Source organism: Delftia sp. WSY_7 (assembly GCF_043104845.1).
GTDB lineage: Bacteria > Pseudomonadota > Gammaproteobacteria > Burkholderiales > Burkholderiaceae_C > Comamonas > Comamonas tsuruhatensis.
Window position 1 is genome coordinate 638,455 of sequence record NZ_JBICLB010000034.1, and the last position, 20,550, is coordinate 659,004.

General features: G+C 62.8%; 16 protein-coding genes. 15 read left to right on the plus strand and 1 reads right to left on the minus strand.

The genetic code is table 11. The features are described 5' to 3' along the window. The first annotated feature begins 24 nt into the window (after positions 1 to 24). From ACF8ME_RS17730 to ACF8ME_RS17790, 13 genes are all read left to right on the plus strand, one after another. Positions 25 to 762 (plus strand): type II secretion system minor pseudopilin GspK, encoded by a 738-nt coding sequence (locus ACF8ME_RS17730; protein ID WP_392417613.1) that lies wholly within the window; start codon positions 25 to 27, stop codon positions 760 to 762. 65 nt (positions 763 to 827) lie between these two features. Beyond that, positions 828 to 1,961: a PilN domain-containing protein gene (locus ACF8ME_RS17735; RefSeq protein ID WP_392417615.1), complete on the plus strand. Its 1,134-nt coding sequence runs from the start codon at positions 828 to 830 to the stop codon at positions 1,959 to 1,961. Then, a complete protein-coding gene (gspM, locus tag ACF8ME_RS17740) occupies positions 1,961 to 2,533 on the plus strand; it encodes a type II secretion system protein GspM (protein ID WP_097203741.1) in 573 nt (190 codons plus the stop codon). Before ACF8ME_RS17735 ends, gspM begins: the two co-directional genes overlap by 1 nt. Then, on the plus strand, positions 2,530 to 3,216 hold the full coding sequence (locus tag ACF8ME_RS17745; protein WP_312840024.1) for a hypothetical protein: 687 nt from the start codon (positions 2,530 to 2,532) through the stop codon (positions 3,214 to 3,216). The genes gspM and ACF8ME_RS17745 overlap by 4 nt, the downstream gene beginning before the upstream one ends. Before the next feature lie 36 nt (positions 3,217 to 3,252). Then, on the plus strand, positions 3,253 to 5,790 hold the full coding sequence (gene gspD, locus ACF8ME_RS17750) for a type II secretion system secretin GspD (protein ID WP_392417617.1): 2,538 nt from the start codon (positions 3,253 to 3,255) through the stop codon (positions 5,788 to 5,790). A 65-nt stretch (positions 5,791 to 5,855) separates the two neighbouring features. Continuing rightward, the gene (locus tag ACF8ME_RS17755) at positions 5,856 to 6,293 is read left to right on the plus strand and encodes a hypothetical protein (RefSeq protein ID WP_392417620.1); all 438 of its coding nucleotides are present in this window, start codon (positions 5,856 to 5,858) and stop codon (positions 6,291 to 6,293) included. A 224-nt stretch (positions 6,294 to 6,517) separates the two neighbouring features. Further along, the gene (locus ACF8ME_RS17760) at positions 6,518 to 8,215 is read left to right on the plus strand and encodes a cell surface protein (protein ID WP_392417622.1); all 1,698 of its coding nucleotides are present in this window, start codon (positions 6,518 to 6,520) and stop codon (positions 8,213 to 8,215) included. Positions 8,216 to 8,323: 108 nt separating this feature from the next. Next, positions 8,324 to 9,226 (plus strand): peptidylprolyl isomerase, encoded by a 903-nt coding sequence (locus ACF8ME_RS17765; RefSeq protein WP_392417623.1) that lies wholly within the window; start codon positions 8,324 to 8,326, stop codon positions 9,224 to 9,226. Between the two features lie 220 nt (positions 9,227 to 9,446). Beyond that, entirely contained in the window at positions 9,447 to 10,247 is an 801-nt protein-coding gene (locus ACF8ME_RS17770; RefSeq protein WP_047326202.1) for an ABC transporter permease, read from the plus strand. Further along, positions 10,244 to 11,530 (plus strand): ABC transporter ATP-binding protein, encoded by a 1,287-nt coding sequence (locus ACF8ME_RS17775; RefSeq protein WP_047326201.1) that lies wholly within the window; start codon positions 10,244 to 10,246, stop codon positions 11,528 to 11,530. The genes ACF8ME_RS17770 and ACF8ME_RS17775 overlap by 4 nt, the downstream gene beginning before the upstream one ends. Positions 11,531 to 11,608: 78 nt before the next feature. Continuing rightward, a complete protein-coding gene (locus tag ACF8ME_RS17780) occupies positions 11,609 to 12,595 on the plus strand; it encodes an acyltransferase (RefSeq protein WP_392417627.1) in 987 nt (328 codons plus the stop codon). A 45-nt stretch (positions 12,596 to 12,640) separates the two neighbouring features. Continuing rightward, complete coding sequence (locus ACF8ME_RS17785) at positions 12,641 to 13,540, plus strand: bifunctional 2-polyprenyl-6-hydroxyphenol methylase/3-demethylubiquinol 3-O-methyltransferase UbiG (protein ID WP_047326199.1); 900 nt, start codon at positions 12,641 to 12,643, stop codon at positions 13,538 to 13,540. Between the two features lie 41 nt (positions 13,541 to 13,581). Beyond that, positions 13,582 to 14,442 carry a cyclopropane-fatty-acyl-phospholipid synthase family protein gene (locus tag ACF8ME_RS17790; RefSeq protein ID WP_047326198.1) on the plus strand — a complete coding sequence of 287 codons (861 nt, stop codon included), beginning with the start codon at positions 13,582 to 13,584 and terminating at the stop codon, positions 14,440 to 14,442. Between the two features lie 52 nt (positions 14,443 to 14,494). Here ACF8ME_RS17790 and ACF8ME_RS17795 read toward each other — a convergent pair whose 3' ends face one another. Next, on the minus strand, positions 14,495 to 18,319 hold the full coding sequence (locus ACF8ME_RS17795; RefSeq protein ID WP_392417629.1) for a methyltransferase domain-containing protein: 3,825 nt from the start codon (positions 18,317 to 18,319) through the stop codon (positions 14,495 to 14,497). 348 nt (positions 18,320 to 18,667) lie between these two features. Here ACF8ME_RS17795 and ACF8ME_RS17800 point away from each other — a divergent pair, with 348 nt between their 5' ends. After that, positions 18,668 to 19,441, plus strand: a complete 774-nt coding sequence (locus ACF8ME_RS17800; RefSeq protein ID WP_392417631.1) for a glycosyltransferase family 2 protein — start codon at positions 18,668 to 18,670, stop codon at positions 19,439 to 19,441. 5 nt (positions 19,442 to 19,446) lie between these two features. Further along, complete coding sequence (locus ACF8ME_RS17805) at positions 19,447 to 20,550, plus strand: glycosyltransferase family 4 protein (RefSeq protein ID WP_126311348.1); 1,104 nt, start codon at positions 19,447 to 19,449, stop codon at positions 20,548 to 20,550.

The following is a 20,550-nucleotide window of genomic DNA, read 5'->3' on the forward strand; positions in this document are numbered from 1 at the left end:
TGCCGTTCTGACTCGCAGCGTGGAATGGCCCTGGTGCTGGTGCTCTGGATTGTGGCCGCCTTGGCCATATTTGCGAGCAGCCTGGGTCGCGTGGTGCGCAGTGAGGCCTCGGTTATCGCTGTAACCCGGCAAATGGCCGAAGGCCGGGCGCTGGGTGAGGCAGCCATTTACCAAGTGCTGCAGAGAATAGCTCTCAAACCAATGGAATTTCGCGATTCCGCCGTGCTCCAGGTGCCGACGCCAAAAGGGATAATAGACGTCGCTGTTGTGCCTTGGAGCGGCTTGGTGAACATCAACGATGCGCCGCCTGCGTTGCTGGCATTGCTGCTTTCCAAGGCGGCTGGCCTCGGTGGCGGTGCTGCCGAGGCATTGGCCCAAGCCATTGTGCAGGCGCGCAATGGCGTAGACAATCGCCAGCCGCTACGCCCGGCCTGGGATGCGCCTGAGGACCTGCTGCAGGTGCAGGGCATGAGTTACGGCATTTTTGCCAGCATCCGGGGCTTTGTCGTAGCGGATGCTGATGGGCGTGGTTCGGTGAATCCTGGGGCCGCCCCGGAAGCGCTCAAGCCATGGCTGGAAGGGAGCGTTGGCTCCCAGCAGGGCGTATCCGGTTCGCGCTACACCCTCATTGCCAAGGTGCCGTTTGACGGCACGGGGGAGGCATTGATCACGCGGCAGGTGGACGTACCGGGCGGAATGGGGCCCGGGCGTTTGCCCTGGACTGTGCTCGCTGCCTCCCAGACCTGGAAAGGGCGCTTGTAGCGCTTCAAGTGCCAAGAAAGGAAGAATTTCAAGATGGCTCAACGTGAGAGTGGAGGGGGTAGTCCATGCCGCTGCTGAGTTCCGACGCGAAACTGTTCGGCATCGACCTGAGTTCGCTGGGTGGTCAATTGCGCGAGGCATGGCAGCAACTGGCACACCTGCCCTGGATGCGGCGTTTTATGCCGCGGTTCCCCGTGAAGGTGGCAGGTTGGGAGTCCCGGCCTGATGGTATGGCGTGGGTCAGGGGAGATCGTTTCGAGTGGGGGCAGCGGGACAATGGCGGGACCACCCCCTCGCCTGACTATGCTGCCGTCTTGCTGCCGTCCGAGCAGGTGTTGGTACGCACGCTGCGCCTGCCTGCCATGTCTCCCAAGGCACTGCATGGAGCCGTGCAGCTCGATGTGCAGATGATGTCGCCCTTCACTGAAGAGCAGACACTGTGGGCCTATGCTGCGCGTTCCCCAGGGGGGGCATCTTCAGTCCGGCTGGTCGATGTGGTGATCACATCTCGCGATCAGGTGGAGCGGGCTCTGAAGGAGCAGGGATACCGCCTGCCGGCCGGCATGGCGCCCGAGGTCTGGGCAGATGCCGTGACGCAGACCATCATGATCACCGGGTTTGGCGAGCAGCGCCGTCTGGCTCGTGAGGCGCGGCAACGTGTCTGGCTACTGACTGGTGTATTGGTCGTGGCGGCACTGGCTGCAGCCCTGGCCGCCACGCCTACCGCACAGCTTTATCTGCGTGCCGAGGATGCCAACGCCCAATTTGCCCGGCTGACCCAGGCTACCCGGGAAGTGGTGGCCAAGCGGCAGGCCTTGGTGGCTGAGGCGGAAAGTGTCTCCGCCCTGATGGATCGCAGGAATCAGCAGATCGACCATCTGCGTGTAATGGCGCTCCTGACGCGGGTGTTGCCTGATGACACTGCCGTTCAACGCGTGCAGTACAAGGGAGACAAGCTCACGGTGCAAGGCCTGAGTGATGACACTTCCGAAGCGGTGCGCCTGCTCTCCAAGGAGCCTGGATTGCGCGATGTGCGCTTGCCCAGCGCCGTGACGCGGTCCTCGCGGACCAGCAAGGAGAGCTTTACGCTCGAAGCCACGCTGGATTCAGCCGTGCTCGGTGTGCACGCCCTTGACGAGGCCAAGGATGCATCTGAAGCAACGGATACGCCATCCGTGCCGGCGAAGGAGGGTGCGTAATGGCCGAGAAGCCAAGACTGCCCTGGCGCCAACTGGCAATCCTGTCGCTGCCTGCCCTGGCATTGTTGCTACCTCTGGTTGTGGGCGGGCTCTGGGTCCATGCCAAGCACAACTGGGGGCAGAGCCAGCTGGATGTCGTGGAGCCACGCCATGCGCGGTTGCTGGGCCTGCAGCAGCAGGAGGAGGAAATTCAACAGGCATTGGAAAGCCTGGCCGAGACCAAGGCCAAGCATGTCTATCCGGGCGAGAGTGACGCTACCCAGACCGGTAACGCGGTGCAGCAGCGCCTGCGTACGGTGTTGGACCGTGCCGGCCTGGCCATCGTCAGCAGCCAAGTGCGCCCCAATCCTGAAGACGGCAACTATGAGCGCATTGATGTTGTGATGTCCACGGAGGGCGACTGGCCCTCGATCCAGATGGCGCTGCTGTCCCTGCGCGACATCAGCCCCACGGTCTGGCTCGACGACTTGGAGGTCAATCTGCCGGGTAGCCTGCAAAATGCCAATCCCCGAGTGGCGCCCAGGTTGAGTGCGCAATTTACCTTCAGCATTCTCCGGAGCAAGACGCCGTGAATCAGATCAACTGGCTGGGATGGGGCGTAGGAGCCACCCAGGTATTGCTGTGCGGTGCCCTGGCGATGGCCTGGCTCACGCCGCAGATGGAGATCAAGAACAGCCGCTGGCAGCCGCCTGAGCCCATCAAGGCGGACGTTCAGGCATTGCTGCCAAAGCAGCCGGAGACCCCGGAACCTGGGATACGCCAGGAGGATCAGTTGATGCTCCAGATGCAGGAACGGCCTTTGTTCGCGCTCAGCCGCCGTCCTCCCCCTCCCCCCCCGCCGCCTCCCAAAAAGTCGGACGAAGAACCGGTCGAGCAGGACCAATGGTCCAAGGCCAAGGTGCTGGGCCTGTTTGATGGGGCCGTCACGGGCGCCATCGTCCAGTACGCAGGCAAGGAACAGCGCTTCATGCTCAGCCAAAGCCTTGGCGGCTGGAAGCTGTCTCGTGTGCTGGACCGCGAAATTGAATTGGAACGTGGCGGGCGCAAGCGCAGGCTACCCATAACGCGGGCCGCAATGGACAAGGGTCCGGCCATTCCCGCAAATGTTCGTGTGCCGTCGCCTCCTGCTCCGGTGGCGCGAGTCCCCAGGGGGGGCTCATATGCTGGGCAACAGCTGGAGGCTGAGCAGCCGCAAAACACCGGTCCGGCGCCCCAGGAAGAGGGTGCCTCGTTGGGTGGCGGGATTGTCCGCTGAGACTCCTCCGCCTCAAGAAACCAGTCAAGAGAATCTATGCAACTGCCTAATCGACCTATCCGAACCGCATTGGCACTCGCCGTGTGCCAGTTGCTGCTGGCCTGTGCCCAACCGGCCAAGAACAACTTCGTGAGCCATTTCCGTGACGATGCCGTTCAACGGGACTATGTCTTTCTGCCCGAAGGGGAGGGTGCCGATGGCGCATCGCAGGGCAAAAAGACTTCGGACGATGCTGATGGCGCCAAGCCACGCATCCTGTCCGGGACGGGCAAGCTGTTGGGCGATGCCAAGGCATTTCCTCCGGTGGCTGGCAAGCCCTCCAAGCTCAACTTCGAGGACGCGCCACTATCCCAGGTAGTGCGCACGGTGCTGGGCGACATCCTGTCGCTCGACTATGTGTTGCACCCGCCGATCACGGGCAACATCACGCTCAGTACGCGCAGTGCCATTCCGGCGGACCAGATCCTCAACCTGCTGGAGACTGCTCTGCAAGCCAATGGCATGGCCATGGTGCGCGATGCGCGCGGCACCTACCATGTGGGCCGGGTCGATGCACTCAAGAGCATAGGTGCCACCGTGCGCCAGGCCACGACCGACAAGCCGCTGGCACCAGGATACGGAACCATCATCGTGCCGCTGCAGTACATCGGTGCAAACGAGATGGCTGCCATCCTGCGGCCCATGGTGCCTGGCGATGCCATCGTGCGCGTGGACAACATCCGCAACCTGCTGGTGATGGCGGGCTCGCGGGCGCAGGCTGAAGGCTGGCTGGACATGGTGCGGACTTTTGACGTGAACCTGCTCGAAGGCATGTCCGTGGGAGTTTTTCCCCTCAAGTATGTCTCCATCCAGGAAGTCAGTGCGGCGCTCCAGATCATGAATGGTGGAGGCGCTGGCGGTGCCGCAACCCCTGGGGCGCCCGGCACTGCCGGTGGATCAGTCCGGCCGGGCGCGGCCGTTGGCGCAGCTGCGGCGGCCAGCGCAGGCGCGGTGACATCGCTGAGCGAGGGCAACCCCATGTTCGGCGCGCTGCGCATCATCCCCATCGAGCGTCTCAACAGCGTGATCGTCATCACGCCCCGGGCGGCCTATCTGGACGAGGCGCGGCGCTGGCTGGCCAAGCTGGACCAGCCGGGCTCCGGAGGCTCGCAGCCGCAACTGAACATCTATCGCGTGCAGAACGGCAATGCCAAGCATCTGGCCGGCGTGCTGGCCGGCATCTTCGGTGGCTCTGCGGGCGGCAGTACGGCCAACAGCGGTGTGGCTCCCGGGTTGGGAACCTCGACTTCAGGGACCTCGGCTTTCGGGAACAACAGCTTTGGTAACAGCGGGTTCGGCAACAGCGGGTTCGGCAATAGCGGGTTCGGCAATAGCGGGTTCGGCAATAGCGGGTTCGGCAATAGCGGGTTCGGCAATAGCGGGTTCGGCAATAGCGGATTTGGGAACAGTGGTTTCGGCTCGAACTCCGGGCAGCGCTTCGGTTCCACGACATCGGGGATCGGCAACCAGGTTGGGACAGGGCAGGGCATGGTCAGCGCGAGCCTGGGTAGCGTGCGCGTCATGGCCGACGAACTCAACAACTCCGTGCTGGTCTGGGGCACGCCAGCTGAGTTCGAGCGCATCGAAGCTTCGCTCAAGAAGCTGGACCTGCCGCCCACCCAGGTGTTGATCGAGGCCAGCATCGTGGAGGTCACTCTTAATGACACATTGCGCTATGGCCTGCAATGGGCCTTCAGTGGCGATGTCGGCAACAAGGGCTACAGCGGGAATGGTGGACTGCTGGGTCAGGCGGGCGATGACCGTCCCCCTGGCGCTACATCATTGGATACAGCCACAGGAGGGCTGGGCGGTCTTAGCCTTGGACAGGGCTTCAATTACACACTTAAAAACTCTCTTGGCAACATCAAGGCCGTTTTGACAGCCCTGGCCGGCAAGACCCAGGTCAAGGTAGTTGCCAGTCCCACGCTGATGGTGCTGGACAACCATCCGGCGGCTATCGCCGTCGGTACGCAGCAGCCTTACAAATCCGGCACTACTGTGACTGGGACCTCGGGGACCGCCATCGACAACTTCTCTTATAAGGACACGGGGGTGAATTTGCAGGTCGTCCCTTCTGTCAATGCGGGCAATCTGGTCACTATGACAGTCAATCAATCGGTGACAGATGTGGGCGCCATGGATGAGGTGACTCGGCAGCGAGCCTTCCTTCAGCGCCAGATCTCAAGCCGTGTGGCCGTGCGGTCGGGGGAATCCATCGTCATGGGGGGGTTGATCCAGGAGAATTCAAATGAGGGCCGTTCGGGCATACCTTATTTGTATGATCTGCCCGTGGTCGGCAATCTGTTCGGCTCCACCAACAACTCAGGTGCCCGCACCGAGCTCATCGTCATCATCACCCCGCGCGTGGTCCGCACCGACATCGATGTGCGCGAAGTCAGCGATGACCTGCGCGAGCAGATGCGTGCTCTGTCGCCGCTCCTCAAGTCCTCGGTTCGGACTGCACCTGATGATGCCTTTCCGGCGCCATCCAAGGCCTCGGTGGAGGTGGGGCCTCTTGCGCCTGCCTCCCGGTAAGCGTGCAGGCCTTTGAAGCGTTCGGAATCTGCACACCTCGAAATTTCTTTCTGGAGAAAAACCATATGAGTAACAAGACAATCAAACAGCCTATTGCATCGGGCCTACGGTGGATGGCGTGGGCAACAGGGGCAGCCTGCGTGGCGCTGTTGGCAGGATGCGCCACGACCTCGGATGAGGGTAAAACCCCGGAAGACGTTGTGAGCGCTCGCTCCGCTGCCTATCTCAAGGCGCGGCAGTCCGGCGAGGTGGACAAAGCCTATGAATACCTGACTCCTACCTACCGCAAGCTCAAGGATAAGGAGCGCTTCCGCCTGGAAAATGGCGCAGCAACCACGCTCAAGGGCGGTGAACTGATTTCCACCGAGTGCGAGCCGACCCGCTGCGTGGTGCGCCGCAATTTCACGACCAAGGTGCCCAGCATGGGTGGGGCGGAAGTGCCGATCAGCATCACGGAGGCCTGGGTGACCGAGGACGGCCGCTGGTGGCTGCACTTGGACTGAAAAGTTCGAACTGGTTCAAAAGCCATTGTGTGCGTTGGTAAATGTCGGGGATAATGCGTCGTCCCTGTACCGGCGCTCGCTAGGCAAGTGTTGTTTTTTTCGCAAATGCTCACTTGCAAGCCCCCAAAAAGCCACATGGCGGCGTAACTGGCTGTGCTACGATTCCTCGGCGATCAATCGTGGTGGTTGCAACTACCTTATCTTTTTTACTGGAGATAGTTCTTATGAAGAAAAATGTTCTGGCCCTGAGCATTGCTGCCATGGTTGGTGGCCTGGGCTTTGCAGGCGCTGCATCGGCTGGCGTGATCGTCGGTACGGGTGCTGCTCCTACGGCTGCTGTGCTGGGCGCATCTGACGCCACGTCGTTCGCTTTGAGCGAAGGCGGTACGGGTCACAACCTGGTTGTGCCCTACTTCTCCGCTCAAAACGGCAACATGACCGTGCTGCACCTGGTGAACACCGACACCCAGAACGGCAAGGCCGTCAAGGTGCGTTTCCGCGGCGCCGCCAACTCCGACGACCTGATGGACTTCCAAGTCTTCCTGTCGCCCCAAGACGTCTTCACCGCTGCCGTGACACAAGGTGCCAATGGCGTCCTGCAACTGGCCAGCTCGGACAATACCTGCACGCTGCCCCGCCTGAACTCGGCTCCCAACCAGGCTACGCCTGATGGTGCCAAGGCTGCCAATGCCGTGGGCTACTTCAACGGCACGACTGCCCGCCTGAACCCCAAGCTGTCGGCTGAAGCCCGTGCCAGTGGTTCGCGTGAAGGCTACGTTGAAATCTTCAACATGGCTGACATCCCGAGCGCAAGTGTCTACGGTGCTGCTACTGACTCCCAGTCGGCTCTGTACAAGACCATCAAGCACAATGCCGCTGGCGTGGCTGCTTGCGACAGCGCTGTGCTGAACCCCGCCGTGCTGACCACCGACTGGACTGATGAAGCTGACGCTGCTTCCCGCGGCTTGGCTTCCCCCACCACGGGTCTGATGGGTGACTGGTACATCATGAACGTGCCGCAGACCACCACGTTCTCGGGTGCTGCCACGGCTCTGACGGCTGTCAACGCCGGTGCTGCCGCTCGCGGTAACTACGTGCTGTTCCCCCAGCGCGCTACCCCTGTTGCTGTGGCAACGGCTAACCAAGTGACGGCCGATCCGCTGTTCCGTACGGTGAACGTGGGCCTGGAGAAGAACGCTGCAGGCGCTGTGACCGGCGGTACCTTCAACAACCCCGTGATCCGTGCTGGTCTGTACGACCTGCCCGACATGTCTACGCCTTACTTCGGCGCACTGAGCGACACACAGCCCCTGACGCAAGCCCAGGCTCTGTCGGTGGCTCTGGCGCAAGGCTCGGTGATCAACCAGTACGCCAATGACCTGAGCATTTCGGGTAAGACTGACTGGGTGTTCTCCATGCCCACCCGTCGTTACAGCGTGGCACTGAACTACAACGGCGCAGGCACCACTCCTGCTGCTCGCGTGTTCTCGTCGGACATCGTCAACAACGCCGTGGCGTTCTTCCACTCCGGCAACACCGAAGTGACAGACGCTACTGCTGATGCACGTATCTGCGTGGCAGCTGACAACCAGACCTTCTACGGCCGTGAAGAGCAGTTCCGTGAAGATGGCGCTGTCCTGTCGCCGGGTGAAGTCGCTACCTTCCGCTTCTGCGGTGAAACCAGCGTGCTGAGCTTTGCCGACACCGGCAACTCCGTGCTGGCCGCTACCGTGGCTCGTCAAGACACCGGCGGCTCTGCTTTCAACCGTGGCTGGGCTATTGCTGATGTGACCAACGGCGGCGCTGGCCTGCCTATCCTGGGCGCTTCGTTCCAGAAGCTGACCAACCCCAGCGCTGGCTCTGGCTTCTCGGGCACCTACGGTATCACTTGGCCCCACCGCTACGCTCGCGTGGCTCCCTAATTTGTTTGCGTGAGCAAGCAACTTAGTCGCCAAGTAGCGATCTAAAAAAGCGGGACGGAAGTCCCGCTTTTTTTATTTGTACCGACGAAAAAAATGGCAAGCATGCGAATGACAAAGACCGCTTTTTCCTCCCTGCCGCGAACCACTGTGGCCCTGGCCTTGATGGCGGGTTGCCTGCTGGGAGCCAGTGCCCGCGCTGACGAGGCCCAGGCCTTGATGGATGGCCCTGCCCGGATCACGATCAGTGACGTCAACGCCGACGCGTTGCGCACGCCTGACGCCTTGCGCAACCAGGTGCTCTCCGATCCAAAGCGGGTCGAGCAGATTGTCACCAGCCTCTATGTGCGTCGTGCATTGGCCGATGATGCACAAAAACAAAAACTCGTGAAGCAGGCGGATCTGGACGCCGTAATGCGCCTGGCACGAGACAAGATGCTGTCGGACGCTTGGCTGCAGAGCATGCAGGCCAAGCACAATCTGTCGGACGCCCTGGCCGAATCCCAGGCGCGCAACGCCTATAACGCCAAGCCGGATCGCTTTTCGCACTTCGAACAAGTCCATGTCCGTCACATTCTGATTGCTGGCGATACCCCGGAATCCAAGGCAAAAGCAGAGGAGTTGCTAGCACAACTCAAATCCGGCGCCGATTTCTCAGAGCTGGCCAAGGTCAATTCCGTCGATAAGGGCAGCGCCGCCAAGGGCGGAGACCTGGGTTACTTCGAACGCGGCCGCATGGTGCCGGAATTCGATGAGGCCGCTTTTGCGCTGGACAAGCCCGGTGCCCTGAGTTCGCTGGTGAAGACCAAGTTCGGGTACCACATCCTGAAGCTGGAATCCCGTCGCCCTGCAGGTGTACTACCCTACGCTGAAGTGCGCGAGCAATTGGTGGCCGAGGTGCGTGCCAAGGCCGTGCAAGAGGCTATCGACAAAGAGGCTGATAAGCTGCGCGCCAAGGGCACACTCAAGCCTGAAGCCATCAAGACTTATAGCGAAAGCATGAAGAAGCGCTAAGCTGTATCGGCTCCAACGCCGAGTTCAGCCTTTTGCCGTGGACTGGCAGGCCTGCTAGAAGTTGTCGAGGGGGTGCAGCAAAAACTGACACTCTTTGCCTGGACAGCCCCATAAAGGCAGGCACAGACCCGGCGTCTTGCGCGAAAATGCCGGGTTTGGCATGAACGAAGTGCCGCTGCGTCGCCATGCGACGTGGGCGGCACTTGTCGCATAACAACGCATGTACTCTTTATTCGGCGAATGCCGCGCGCTGTGGCAGGCACGCAGCCTGCTGTGGGTGATGACCCGGCGCGAGGTGGCGGCTCGCCATGCGGGCACGGCCGCAGGCGTGCTCTGGCCCTATCTGCAGCCCCTGCTCACGGTGGCTGCCTACTATCTCGTGTTCGACGTGGTGTTCTCCATGCGCCTGGGCGACAACGCGCCCACGCATGCCGTGGGCGCGTTCCTGGTCGTGGGCGCCTTGCCCTGGATGGCGTTCTGCGACGCCACGGCACGTGGCATGAACAGCCTGATCGAGGCGGGAGGTATTCTGCAGAAGAACGCGCTGCCACCCGTACTGTTTCCCATGCGGGCCGTGCTGGCCAGCAGCGTGATCTTCGGGCCCTTGCTGGTGCTGGTGGCACTGGCCTATCTGCCCCAGCATGGATTGAACACCTCGATGCTGGCCCTGGCGCCGCTGCTGCTGGGCCAGTTGCTGCTGTGCGCGCTGCTGGCCTATGCGCTGGCCATCCTCACGGCGGCGCTGCGGGATGTGGGGCAGTTGGTGACCTTCCTGCTGTCGGTGGGTATTTACCTGTCGCCCATCCTGTTTCCGCTCACGCTGTTCCCCGAGCGTTGGCGTTGGGTGCTCTGGGCCAATCCCATGACGGCGCTGGTGCTGGGCTACCAGAATGTGCTGCTGCAGGGCCTGTGGCCCCAGCTTGCGGTGTGGGTGGCCCTGGGCGCTTGGCTGCTGGTGCTGGCCGTGCTCCTGAACGGCCTGGTGCGGCGCAGCCGCGATCAATTGGTGGACTGGCTATGAACGCCAAGCATGTCGAGCTGCCCGAAGACCTGGTTTTGCGCGTGCGCGACCTGGGCAAGGAATACAAGCTATACCCGTCGCCGCGCGCGCGGTTCAAGGCGCTGCTGACAGGAACCGCCACGCACCGCAGCCATTGGGCGCTGCGCGATGTGTCGTTTGAACTGCACCGCGGCCAGTGCATTGGCGTGATTGGCGACAACGGCGCAGGCAAGAGTTCGCTGCTCAAGCTGTTGGCAGGTACCTTGCAGCCGAGCTGCGGAAAGATCGAACGCGTGGGCCGGGTGACGGCCATTCTGGAGCTGGGCGCCGGGTTCCATCCTGATTTCAGCGGCCGTGACAATCTGTATTTCGGCGGCAGCCTGATCGGCATCAGCCCCGAGCGCATGCGCGAGCTGGAGCCCGAGATTGCTGCCTTCGCCGAGCTGGGCGAGGCGATGGAGCGCCCGGTCAAGACCTATTCCTCGGGCATGACCGTGCGCCTGGCGTTTGCGCTGGTGACGGCGGTGCAACCCGATGTGCTGATCATCGATGAAGCATTGGCCGTGGGTGACCAGCATTTCCAGAAGAAATGCATCGAACGCATCATGGCCTTCCGCAACAGCGGCTGCACTATCCTGTTCTGCTCCCACAGTCCGTACCACATCCGCCATCTCTGCGACGCTGCACTGTGGCTGCGTGGGGGGCAGGTGGCGCAGTTCGGCGATACCGAGCAGGTGCTTGCTGCCTACGATATGCACACACGCGAGCGCCAGGAGCGCGAGCAGCAAGCGCTGGAAGGCGCTGCTGCATCCGAGGGGGCAGGCGGGCGTGAGCAGGCAACGGCGCATGAGGCAGAGGCTCCGCCATCGGGGCCCGTGGCTGCCGTGGACAGTGGCACGGCCTGCATCCTGTCGGTGGATGTGAAGGATCTGGCCGAGCCTGAGGGCGATCAGCCTGGCCTGCTGCAGAGCCAGGATCTGGTGGTGACCATCACGGCGCGCGGACGCGGGGAGGAGCGCCCGCACATAGGCTTCATGATCGAGCAGTCCAAGGGAGTGGGAATCACCTCCCTGGCCACCCACGAAGATGGCGCTTTTCCGCGGCAATTGCCTGATGGAACCTGGCAGACGGTATTGACCTTCCCCGAACTGCCTCTGCACAGCGGCGACTATGTGATCAGTGCCTTCCTGTTCGATGAGACAGGTCTTGCCGTCTATGACGAATGGTTCCAGTTCCTGCATCTGCGCTTCATCTTCCCAAAGCCGCTGCCTGGATTGGTGCGCCTTCCTCATCACTGGAACTGAACGATGGCGCAGGAGTCGGCACGATCGCAGCAGCACGCGCCGCCCGCTGGCGAGGCCAGGTCGGGTGTTGATCCACGCTTGAATCTGCTCAAGGTACTGGCATCGTTCGGCGTGATCATGGTGCATACGGCAGTGCTGCGGGTGTCGCAGGTCGACTTGCACAGCCTGGGTTGGTGGGTTGCCAATATCGGAGACGCGGCCGGGCGCCTGGGCAGTTCCATGTTTGTGATGGTGGGCGGGGCGGTGCTGTTGGCGCGGCCTGCCGAACGTGATCCCTGGGGCATGGTGGGCCAACGCCTGTCCCGGCTGCTGCCCGCGCTGCTGTTCTGGTCGGTGTTCTATTTCGCTTGGCGCCAGTGGATGTGGGGCGGAATGACCTGGGCGGGCATCGTGCAGGATGTGGTGCTGGGCAGCCCCTGGTACCACCTGTGGTTCATGTACATGATGCTGGGCCTGTACCTGATGATGCCTGCCATGCGCTATGCGGTGCTGGGCGTGGGGGATGGCCCGGGATGGCGCCATCTCTTGGCAGTGGCAGCGGGCATGACGTGGTTTGTCTCCATCGCACAGACGCTGCAGAAGACCTCGCATGCCAGCTTCATCGGGCTTGCTCCCCTGTTTATCGTCTATTTCCTCGGTGGCTACTATCTGCTCAGGCGCCAGGTGCGCCTGGCGTCATGGCAATTGTGGCTGGGCGTGATCCTGGCGATTGCGGGCATGGCAGGGGGTGTGGCATTGCTTTACCCGGCGCTCAAGGAGTGGGCCTTCGTGCTCTTCTACAGCAATCGCAGCCCGTTTGCGATGGTGCTGACCTTCTGCGTTTTCTTGCTGGCACTTCGCTTTCCCGCTCACAGGGTGCCGGCCTGGGTCAACCACATGGGCAAGGCCACTTTGGGCATCTATGCCATTCACCCCTTCTGGATCGATATGCTGGCACGTTGGGGCTATGGCCTTGCACAAGCCGGCAGTTACTGGCCTTTGATGACGCTGCTGGTGTTTGCGCTGTCTGCGGTGACATCGCTGGCGCTTTTTTCTCTTCCACCGCTGCGGCGCCTGGTGAGCTGAAGTCGGTTTTTCGGCCTTTGCACACAACTCTCCCCGGATAGTTCAATGAATACAACGAGTTCTCTGCCCACGGATTTGAGCGAAGGGCAACGTCTGCTGAAAGAAGCCAGCCAACTGCTGGAGCAGGGAGACAGAGCTGGCGCTGCCCAGGTACTGCTTCGCGCACGAAGCGAAAACGATGCGCTGCTGCAGGCTCATGAGCTGATCGAGACCCATGGCCTTGTGGGCTCGTTCTCCAACATCATGGGGCTTGAGTGCAGGATCTCGCCACAGGACGATATCTTTGGCTTCTTCCGTGGACATCCCTCCAGCCGCAATCCGCTGCGCGACTACTTCGCTGATGGTTGGCGCACGCTGTCGGAGCTGATGCTGCTGCTGGAGGCAGTGGACAAGCCCTTGCTGCACACGGCCAGCGTGCTGGAGTTCGCCAGCGGCCATGGCCGCTTCACACGGCACCTGGTCAAGGCACTGGGTGCGGAACGGGTCACGGTCTCGGACATCGTGATCGATGCCGTGGACTTTTCCAGGCAGACCTTCGGTGTGCAGGGCTTTGCGTCGGCCAGCGTGCCGGAGCAGGTACGCTGGCCTCAGCAGTACGAGCTGGTGTTCGTACTGTCGCTGTTCAGCCATCTGCCGCGCTCGACCTGGACGCGATGGCTGCAGGTGCTGCGCGATGCGGTGGCGCCGGGTGGTCTGCTGGTGTTCAGCACCCATGGCGTGAAGGCTGCGGATTTCGATAGCGTGACACTGGACGATGACGGTTTTTTCTTCGCACCGTCCAGCGAATCGAATGCCATTGATGCCAATGAGTACGGCACGGCGTTCACCTCGGAGCGTTTCGTGCTGGAGCGCATTGCCGAAACCTGGGGCAGTGATGCCTTGCGCCATCGTTCACTGGTGCATTTCTGGAACCACCAGGATGCCTATGTGCTTCAACGGCTGTGAACGGCAGCCAGGCCATTTGATAGAACAAAGAGGACGATTGCATGAGTTGGAAGCTGCGCTTGCAGGAGAGACTGTTCGGCCTGGCGCCATGGGATGCCGGCAAGATCACGGATGAATGGTTTCGTGCACATTTCAACTATGCTGCAGATCTGGCGCATGATTGGCTGGGTCGGGCGCTGGATCTGTCCAAGGCTCGGCTGCTGAATTTCGGCTGCGGCGATGGCATTACCGATCTGGCCCTGGTATTGCGCCATGGTGCGACGTCCATCCACGGCATCGACATCCGCCAGGAATACGCCAAGCTGCCGCGCATCGCGCGAGAGCAATTGGGCATGTCGCGCATTCCTGCAGCGCTGAGCTTTGAGACCATCGTGCCCAATTCGCCACTGGCGGGGCGCCATGCAAATTACGATGGATTGCTCAGTTGGTCCACCTTTGAGCATGTGCAGCGCGACAAGGTGCTGCCGATTCTGGCGGACCTGCACGCCTGCCTGCGCCCTGGCGGGGTGTTCTTCCTGCAGATTGAGCCGCTGTTCCATTCGCCCTGGGGCTCGCATCTGCGCCGCTATGACGATGTACCTTGGCACCACCTGATGGCTTCGGAAGAGGAGCTATGGAGCATCATCGACAAGCATGAAGGTCCGTTGGATGCTGCCGAGGTGGATTTCGGCTTTGCCGATTTCGGTGTCGATGGTTACAAGCGCTTTGTCTTCAAGGAGTACCAGGCGCTGAACCGACTCACTGCCGATGAGCTGATCGATATCGCCCGGCAGGCCGGCTTCGACGTGCTGCGCGAGGAGCGGCGCCATGTCGATATGCCCGTTCCGCAGGCGCTGCAGGGACGATATCCCGAGGATTGGTTGCGCAATAACGAGATCTTGCTGTTGCTGGGCAAGTCCTGAACTGCGCAGGCCTTGGCATCTTGGCGGCGCCTGCGAATTCATGGTCCAGGGCTCAGGCCTGCAGCCAGTTCTTGACACGCCGCTGCCAGTGCGCGGGGATGCACCTGGCCACGCCGCGCAGGACTGGCATGGAGCGCAACCGTGCCAGGGCGGCCAATGCCATTGAGCTGGCCACATGGGTTTCGCGCTGCAGGCGATGCGTTGCCAGAAAAACCTGGGGCAGGGGCTGGAGCACGGCCTGTTCGCAAGGCTGAAGGCCTTTCAGGTAGCTTTGCCCATAGAAGGCTTCGCCAGCCAGCGCCTGCGGCATGTCTGACGCGGGAGGAGTTTCCGGTGCCTGTGAGGCGATGAAATGCGCCTGACGTACCTTGGCGAAGAAATCCAGCCATTGTGCAGGGCTGGCATCCCAGGCGTGGACCCATGACCATTCACGCCCGGCAAGACGCTCCGGAAACGCACCGATATCGGGGCCGACGATAGGCAGGCCAGAAGCCAGGCACGCGCTGAGCGTGTAGCTATAGGTCTCCGGCCATTGCGCAGGGAACCAGGCCAGGTCGGGCTGCAGCCACTCCAGCAGCGCAGGCAGCTCCTCTTCCTTGTAGGCGCCATGCACGGTCAGGCGAGCGCGCGGCTGGGTCTGCAGGCTGCGGTAGCCGTAGCCCAGCAAGTGGAACTCTACGGGTGCGCCACGCTTGGCGGCCTCCTGCGCCACGGCTTCCAGCACGTCGGCGCCCTTGATGGCGCTCATGGCACCCAAGACCACGACTTTGAGCGGGGCTGTCTCGGCCAATGGTCGCGCCGTTGGAGCCGGCAGCTGTGCCGGCAGGTCGGTGTGGGCAACCGCCTGGACACGCGCGCCGGGCGCGAAGCCGGCGATCCGGCCGGCCGTGTCCTGGCTGGGCGCGAGTACATGGCGTGCATTGTTCAGCAGCAGCGCATTGCGATGGCGCCACTGGGCTACGGTGCCTGCGTAGGGGGCGGTGTCTCCCGGTTCGCAGCAGCCGCACTCTCCTTCATGTGTCGGTTCGATGTAGCGGTTGTCTATGCCGGTCAGCGATATGTTCTTGCAGTAGGTGTAGAAGTCGTGGGTCGTGAAGTCATAGGCCGCACCCAGGCGGGCGGGAAGGTCCAGGATGGCTTCGCTGTGGCCCAGCAGGTGCTGGTAGTGCACATGAACCACGCCAAGCTGGCGCAGGGCCTGCACCAGTTCCTCCATCTGGTCGGCGACGCGGAAGGCCAGCTCGAAGGCTTCTTTCTCTTCGGCGCGGCGCAGCACCACGGCGCCGCCTGCAGCAGGAGACAGGGTCAGGAACAGGGCCTTGCCTTGCAGATGCTGCGCCAGTTCGCGCACATGGCGAACGGTGCCGCCCGCTCGATCATGCAGGACGGAAAGCACCACCGGCAGGTGCGCGGCGTCTGCCTGCAGGCGAGCCACATCTATTGCCAAGCGAGCCGTACATGCGGGATCCGCCTGGACGAAGGCCATGACATCGGCTTCGTAGCGCGGATGCAGCCTGCGCAGGGTTTCCATGGCGGCACGTTCACGCGGGCTCTTGCTTTCTCCGAAGCTCACGCCGCCTGTGTGCAGCACGAAGGTGTCCAGCAGATGCAGGTTGCGCCAGCCAGCGGCTGCGGCACGCTGGCAGAAGTCGTTTTCCTCGCCATAGCCCTTGCCGAAGTGCTCGGTGTCGAACAGGCCGACGGCGTTCAGGCTGTCGCGGCGGATGTACATGCAAAAGCCCACGCCGGTCGGCACGTCCACCACCTGGCCGGGATTGGTGCGCGCGCACAGTGCGTCGATGGCGGCCGTATCCATGCCGGGCGGCAGGTCGTTGCCCTCGCAAAAGCGCGGGTAGCTGCAGATGGTGGCGTTGTTGGAAAACGGCGTGACGGAGGCGATGCGTGCATCTCCGTAGGCAGCCTGGCGGATGCGGTCCAGCCAGTCATTGGCAACCACGGTGTCGCTGTTGAGCAGCAGCACGTCATGGGCGGTGTTCAGCGCCATGCCGCGGTTGACGGTGCCGACGAAGCCGAGGTTCTCCTCGTTCTCCAGCAAAGTGATGCGGGGCTCCTGCGCAGCCTTCTCGCGCAGCCAGGCCGTGACTTCGGGCTCCGGGCTGGCATCGTTGATGACCACGAGTTGCCAGTGCGTGCGGCAGGGGCTGGCCAGAACGGATTCGATGCAGTTGCGCGTGTCGTCCAGGCCGCGGTACACGGGCACGATCACATCGACGGGTTGCTGCGGCATCGGCTGGGGCACGGGTGTGTGGAGGACAGGGGCAGGCACGGGCGTGCGGCCCAGCAGGCGGTCAATGCGCATCTTGGCGTGGACGAGAGGGCGCGTGGCCCGGAAGACGGTGGAGTTCTCGATATCGCGCAGGTGCTGCTCCAGGCGCGCGAAGTCCCGCTGCACGCGGGTGGCCTCTTGCTGCCAGATGGCGCGTTCCTTGCTTTGTGCCGCGTGGCTCTCTTCTAGCAGAGCATTTCGATGCGAAAGGCCCTTGATGGAGTCACTCTTGTGCTGAATCTCAACATTCAGTCCTTGAAGCTCATTGGTGAGCCGGCTAAGGGTTTCCGCATGCTGCTGTTCATGCAACAGTTGCTGGGTGTGCAGTTGATCCTGCAGATCATTGGCCCGGCTGCGCTCCTGCGCGATCTGCCGTTCAAGCGGCTGCACGGCGCCCGCCAGCGCCAGATAGTCGGCCGACATGGGCCATCCCATCTCGATCTCCAGCGAGGCGCCACGCAGTGCAGCCAGGGTTTCTGCAGGAATGGGCAGTTCGAACCAGGGGTCATCGCCGGTCAGAAGCAGCATCAGCGAGAAGGCGCCTGCCGGATGAAGTCCATTCCACACGAGCTGATGATGCGGGCGTTGCCCCAGCAGGGCTGCGTCCGAATCCTCTGGCAGCCATTGCCAGACGACGGCGCCTTGCGCATCGAGCAAGGCCAGCCGATGCAGGTGTATGAAGCCCGGCCGGTCGGCCAGGTCCAGACGCAGATGGCTCAGTGAAGTGTTGTGGTCGGGCAGCGCAAAGCGCAGTGTCTGGCGTGCCTGGCCAATGATGCCCGTGGTGGAGAGCTTGCTTTCTTCGTCATAGCGGCCAGCGCGTGCCATGTAGAGCTGTGCCGTGAATAGGGCATGTGCCTGTGGATAGTTCACCGGCGGCTCGATGGCCTGTGCCTGGGCCACCGGGGCGGCACTGGCGATGAACTGGTAGGCCAGTGCATCGGGTGTGGCCAGCAGGTGGCGGGCAACGGCAGGGGGCAGGCTGTCGTAGGCGACGCGGAATTCGGATTCGGGGAGCGCCCGTTCGATGGTGTCGATGTCGTCCACCTGCCAGCCTTGCTCGGCCAGAAAGCGCGACAGCGAGCGCCGCGTGAAAAAACGCAGGTGGGTGCGGTCCAGCAGGCCTTCTTCGCGGTAGCGGAATTCGCCATGCAGCAGTTCTGCCACCAGGCCGCTGTAGCCTGCATTGGGCACGGAGATCAGCAGACGGCCTTCGGGCGTCAGCCGCTTGCGGCATGCAGCCAGGACGCGCTCGGGCTGGCGAAGGTGCTCCAGCACGTCGGCGCAGACGATGTAGTCATAGCGTGCTTCGCCGAAGAGCTGGTCCAGGTCGCAGTCTTCCAGGTCGGCCACATGGACATGGCGGTAGAAGGGCGCTGCATGGCGTGCCTCTTCCTGGCTCAGGGTGACGCCGTCGCAGACGCATTGCTTGTGCTCGGCGAGAAAGGCGCCCAGCGCGCCGCTGCCGCAACCCAGATCCAGTATGTGCGCCTGGGCCCGGACATGGCCGGCCAGCACGGACAGCGACGTGCGCTCGTTCAGATCGACGGTGCGCAGGTAGACGTGGGGATCGGGAATGGGTGTGGTCATAGGAAAAGGGGTGCCGGGCAATCTCTCCGCTGGGAGCAGGTGCCGCGGCCGTATTCATTCATGCCAGACGGCCTTGGCCAGTCCGCAGCGGGCAGCAAGCTGCGCCCACGTCAGGGCGCAAAAAATCCCGGAAGTCCGGGCGGCAGATTGTCGCGCATCATAATCCCGGCCACTGCAGTGACTGCATGGCATGGCCGGGTAATGACATATTGCGCGGCTGTTGCATTTTTTTGCATTACGGCATGGCCGCTGACGCTTGACGAAGGCTGTCGGCGGAATACTCTGTGCCGCCGTTTCTGCGGCGCGTGATTCCCGTGCGGGAATTTGAAGATCTGAAGGGCGGCATTGATGGGTTCATCGTTGGTCGTGTCGGTGGTGAGTCACGGACATGGCGCTCATATCCAGAGGCTGCTTGAGTGCCTGGCTTCGGCGCGCGTTGCGCCGGTGTCCCGTGTGGTGTTGACGCTCAACATTCCCGAGGCGGAGCCCCAGGCGCCCGTGGCCGGCTGGCCCTTTGCTCTGGAGATCCGGCGCAATGCGCAGCCTCTGGGGTTCGGCTGCAACCACAACCGGGCGCTGGCGAGCGCACGGGAGCCGTTTGTCTGCGTGATCAATCCCGATGTGTTCTGGAGCGAGCAGGAGGAGCCGTTGCAAGACCTTCTGGCGCTGGTGGCCCGTCCGGGACTGGCCCTGGCCTATCCCCCGCAGATCGGTGAAGACGGCGCGCTGCAGGATTTCGAACGGGAGCTGCCATCGCTGTGGAATTTGCTGCGGCGCAAGCTGCGCGGGCGCGTGGAGCGGCGTGTGGAATGGGTGAATGCGGCCTGCCTGGTGCTGGGCCGGGACAGTTGGCTGCGGCTGCGTGGGTTTGACGAAGGTTTCTATATGTATTGTGAGGATGTGGATCTGTGCCTTCGCCTGCGGGTGCTGGGCGGAGAACTCAGGCGCGGCGGTTTGCCTGTGGTCCATGCGGGCCAGAGGGCGAGCCGGCGCAGCTTGCGCCATGGCGCATGGCACGTGGCCAGTCTGCTGCGGCTGTGGAGCCGGCCGGCTTACCGCAAGGCCAGGGCCCTGCCGCAGGCAGCGCCATCGCTGCGCAGCCTGCGTGGAGAACCATCGTGATCTGGATGTCGGTACTGGCCTTCATGGTCTCCTTCATCGGCTGTGCGCTGCTGCTGCGCTGGGCCCGGCGGTCCGCAACGTCCTCCTACGGATACGACAAGCCTCAGCGTTTCCACATGGGCGAGGTGCCCCGGCTGGGGGGCGTGCCCATGTACCTCGGGCTGGCTGTTTCCTGGGGAGTCGGCACCTGGCTGAGCATGCGCGGAGATCCTTCGTCGCTGCGCATGCAGCTGTGGGTCGTCGTATGCCTGGCCGCCATGCTGCCGGCCGTGGTCGGCGGCGTCATCGAGGATGTCTCGCAGCGCCTGAGCGTGCGCTACCGGCTGGTGCTGACCCTGCTGAGCGCCGTGCTGGCGGTTTTGCTGTGCGGCCTCACCGTGCCCCGGCTCGGCTGGCCCTGGCTGGAACAGGCACTGGGTCCTGCCATGCCCTGGCTGGGCATGGGCCTTGCGGTGCTGGCCCTGACGGGCCTGCCCCATGCCTTCAATATCATCGACGGCTACAACGGGCTGGCGGGCATGGTGGCCACCATCATCTGCCTGGCGCTGGCCCATGTGGCCTTGCAGGTGGGCGACCGCACGCTGGCCGCCATGCTGGTGACGCTGGCCGCCGCCACCTGCGGCTTCCTGGTCTGGAACTACCCGCGCGGCATGATGTTTGCCGGCGATGGCGGAGCCTATGTCTGGGGCCTGGCGATTGCCCTGGCCAGCATTGCCCTGGTGCAGCGCAATTCCGCAGTCTCGCCATGGTTTCCCATGCTGCTGCTGATCTATCCGGTCTGGGAGACGGTGTTTTCCATTTACCGCAAGCTGATGCGCGGCATGTCGCCGGGCATGGCGGATGCCCTGCATTTCCACCAGTTGATCTACCGGCGCATCGTGCGTGGCGTGTTCGACGACGATCTGGCACGGCGCATGCTGCGTCGCAATAACCGGACTTCTCCCTACCTGTGGGCCTTCACGCTGCTGACCGTGGTGCCGGCATTGCTGTTCTGGAGCAACACGCCCGTTCTGGTGGGGTTCTGCCTGCTGTTTGTGGTCAGCTATGTGATCGCCTATCTGGCCATCGTGCGCTTCAAGCTGCCGGGCTGGATGCAGAACAATGGATGA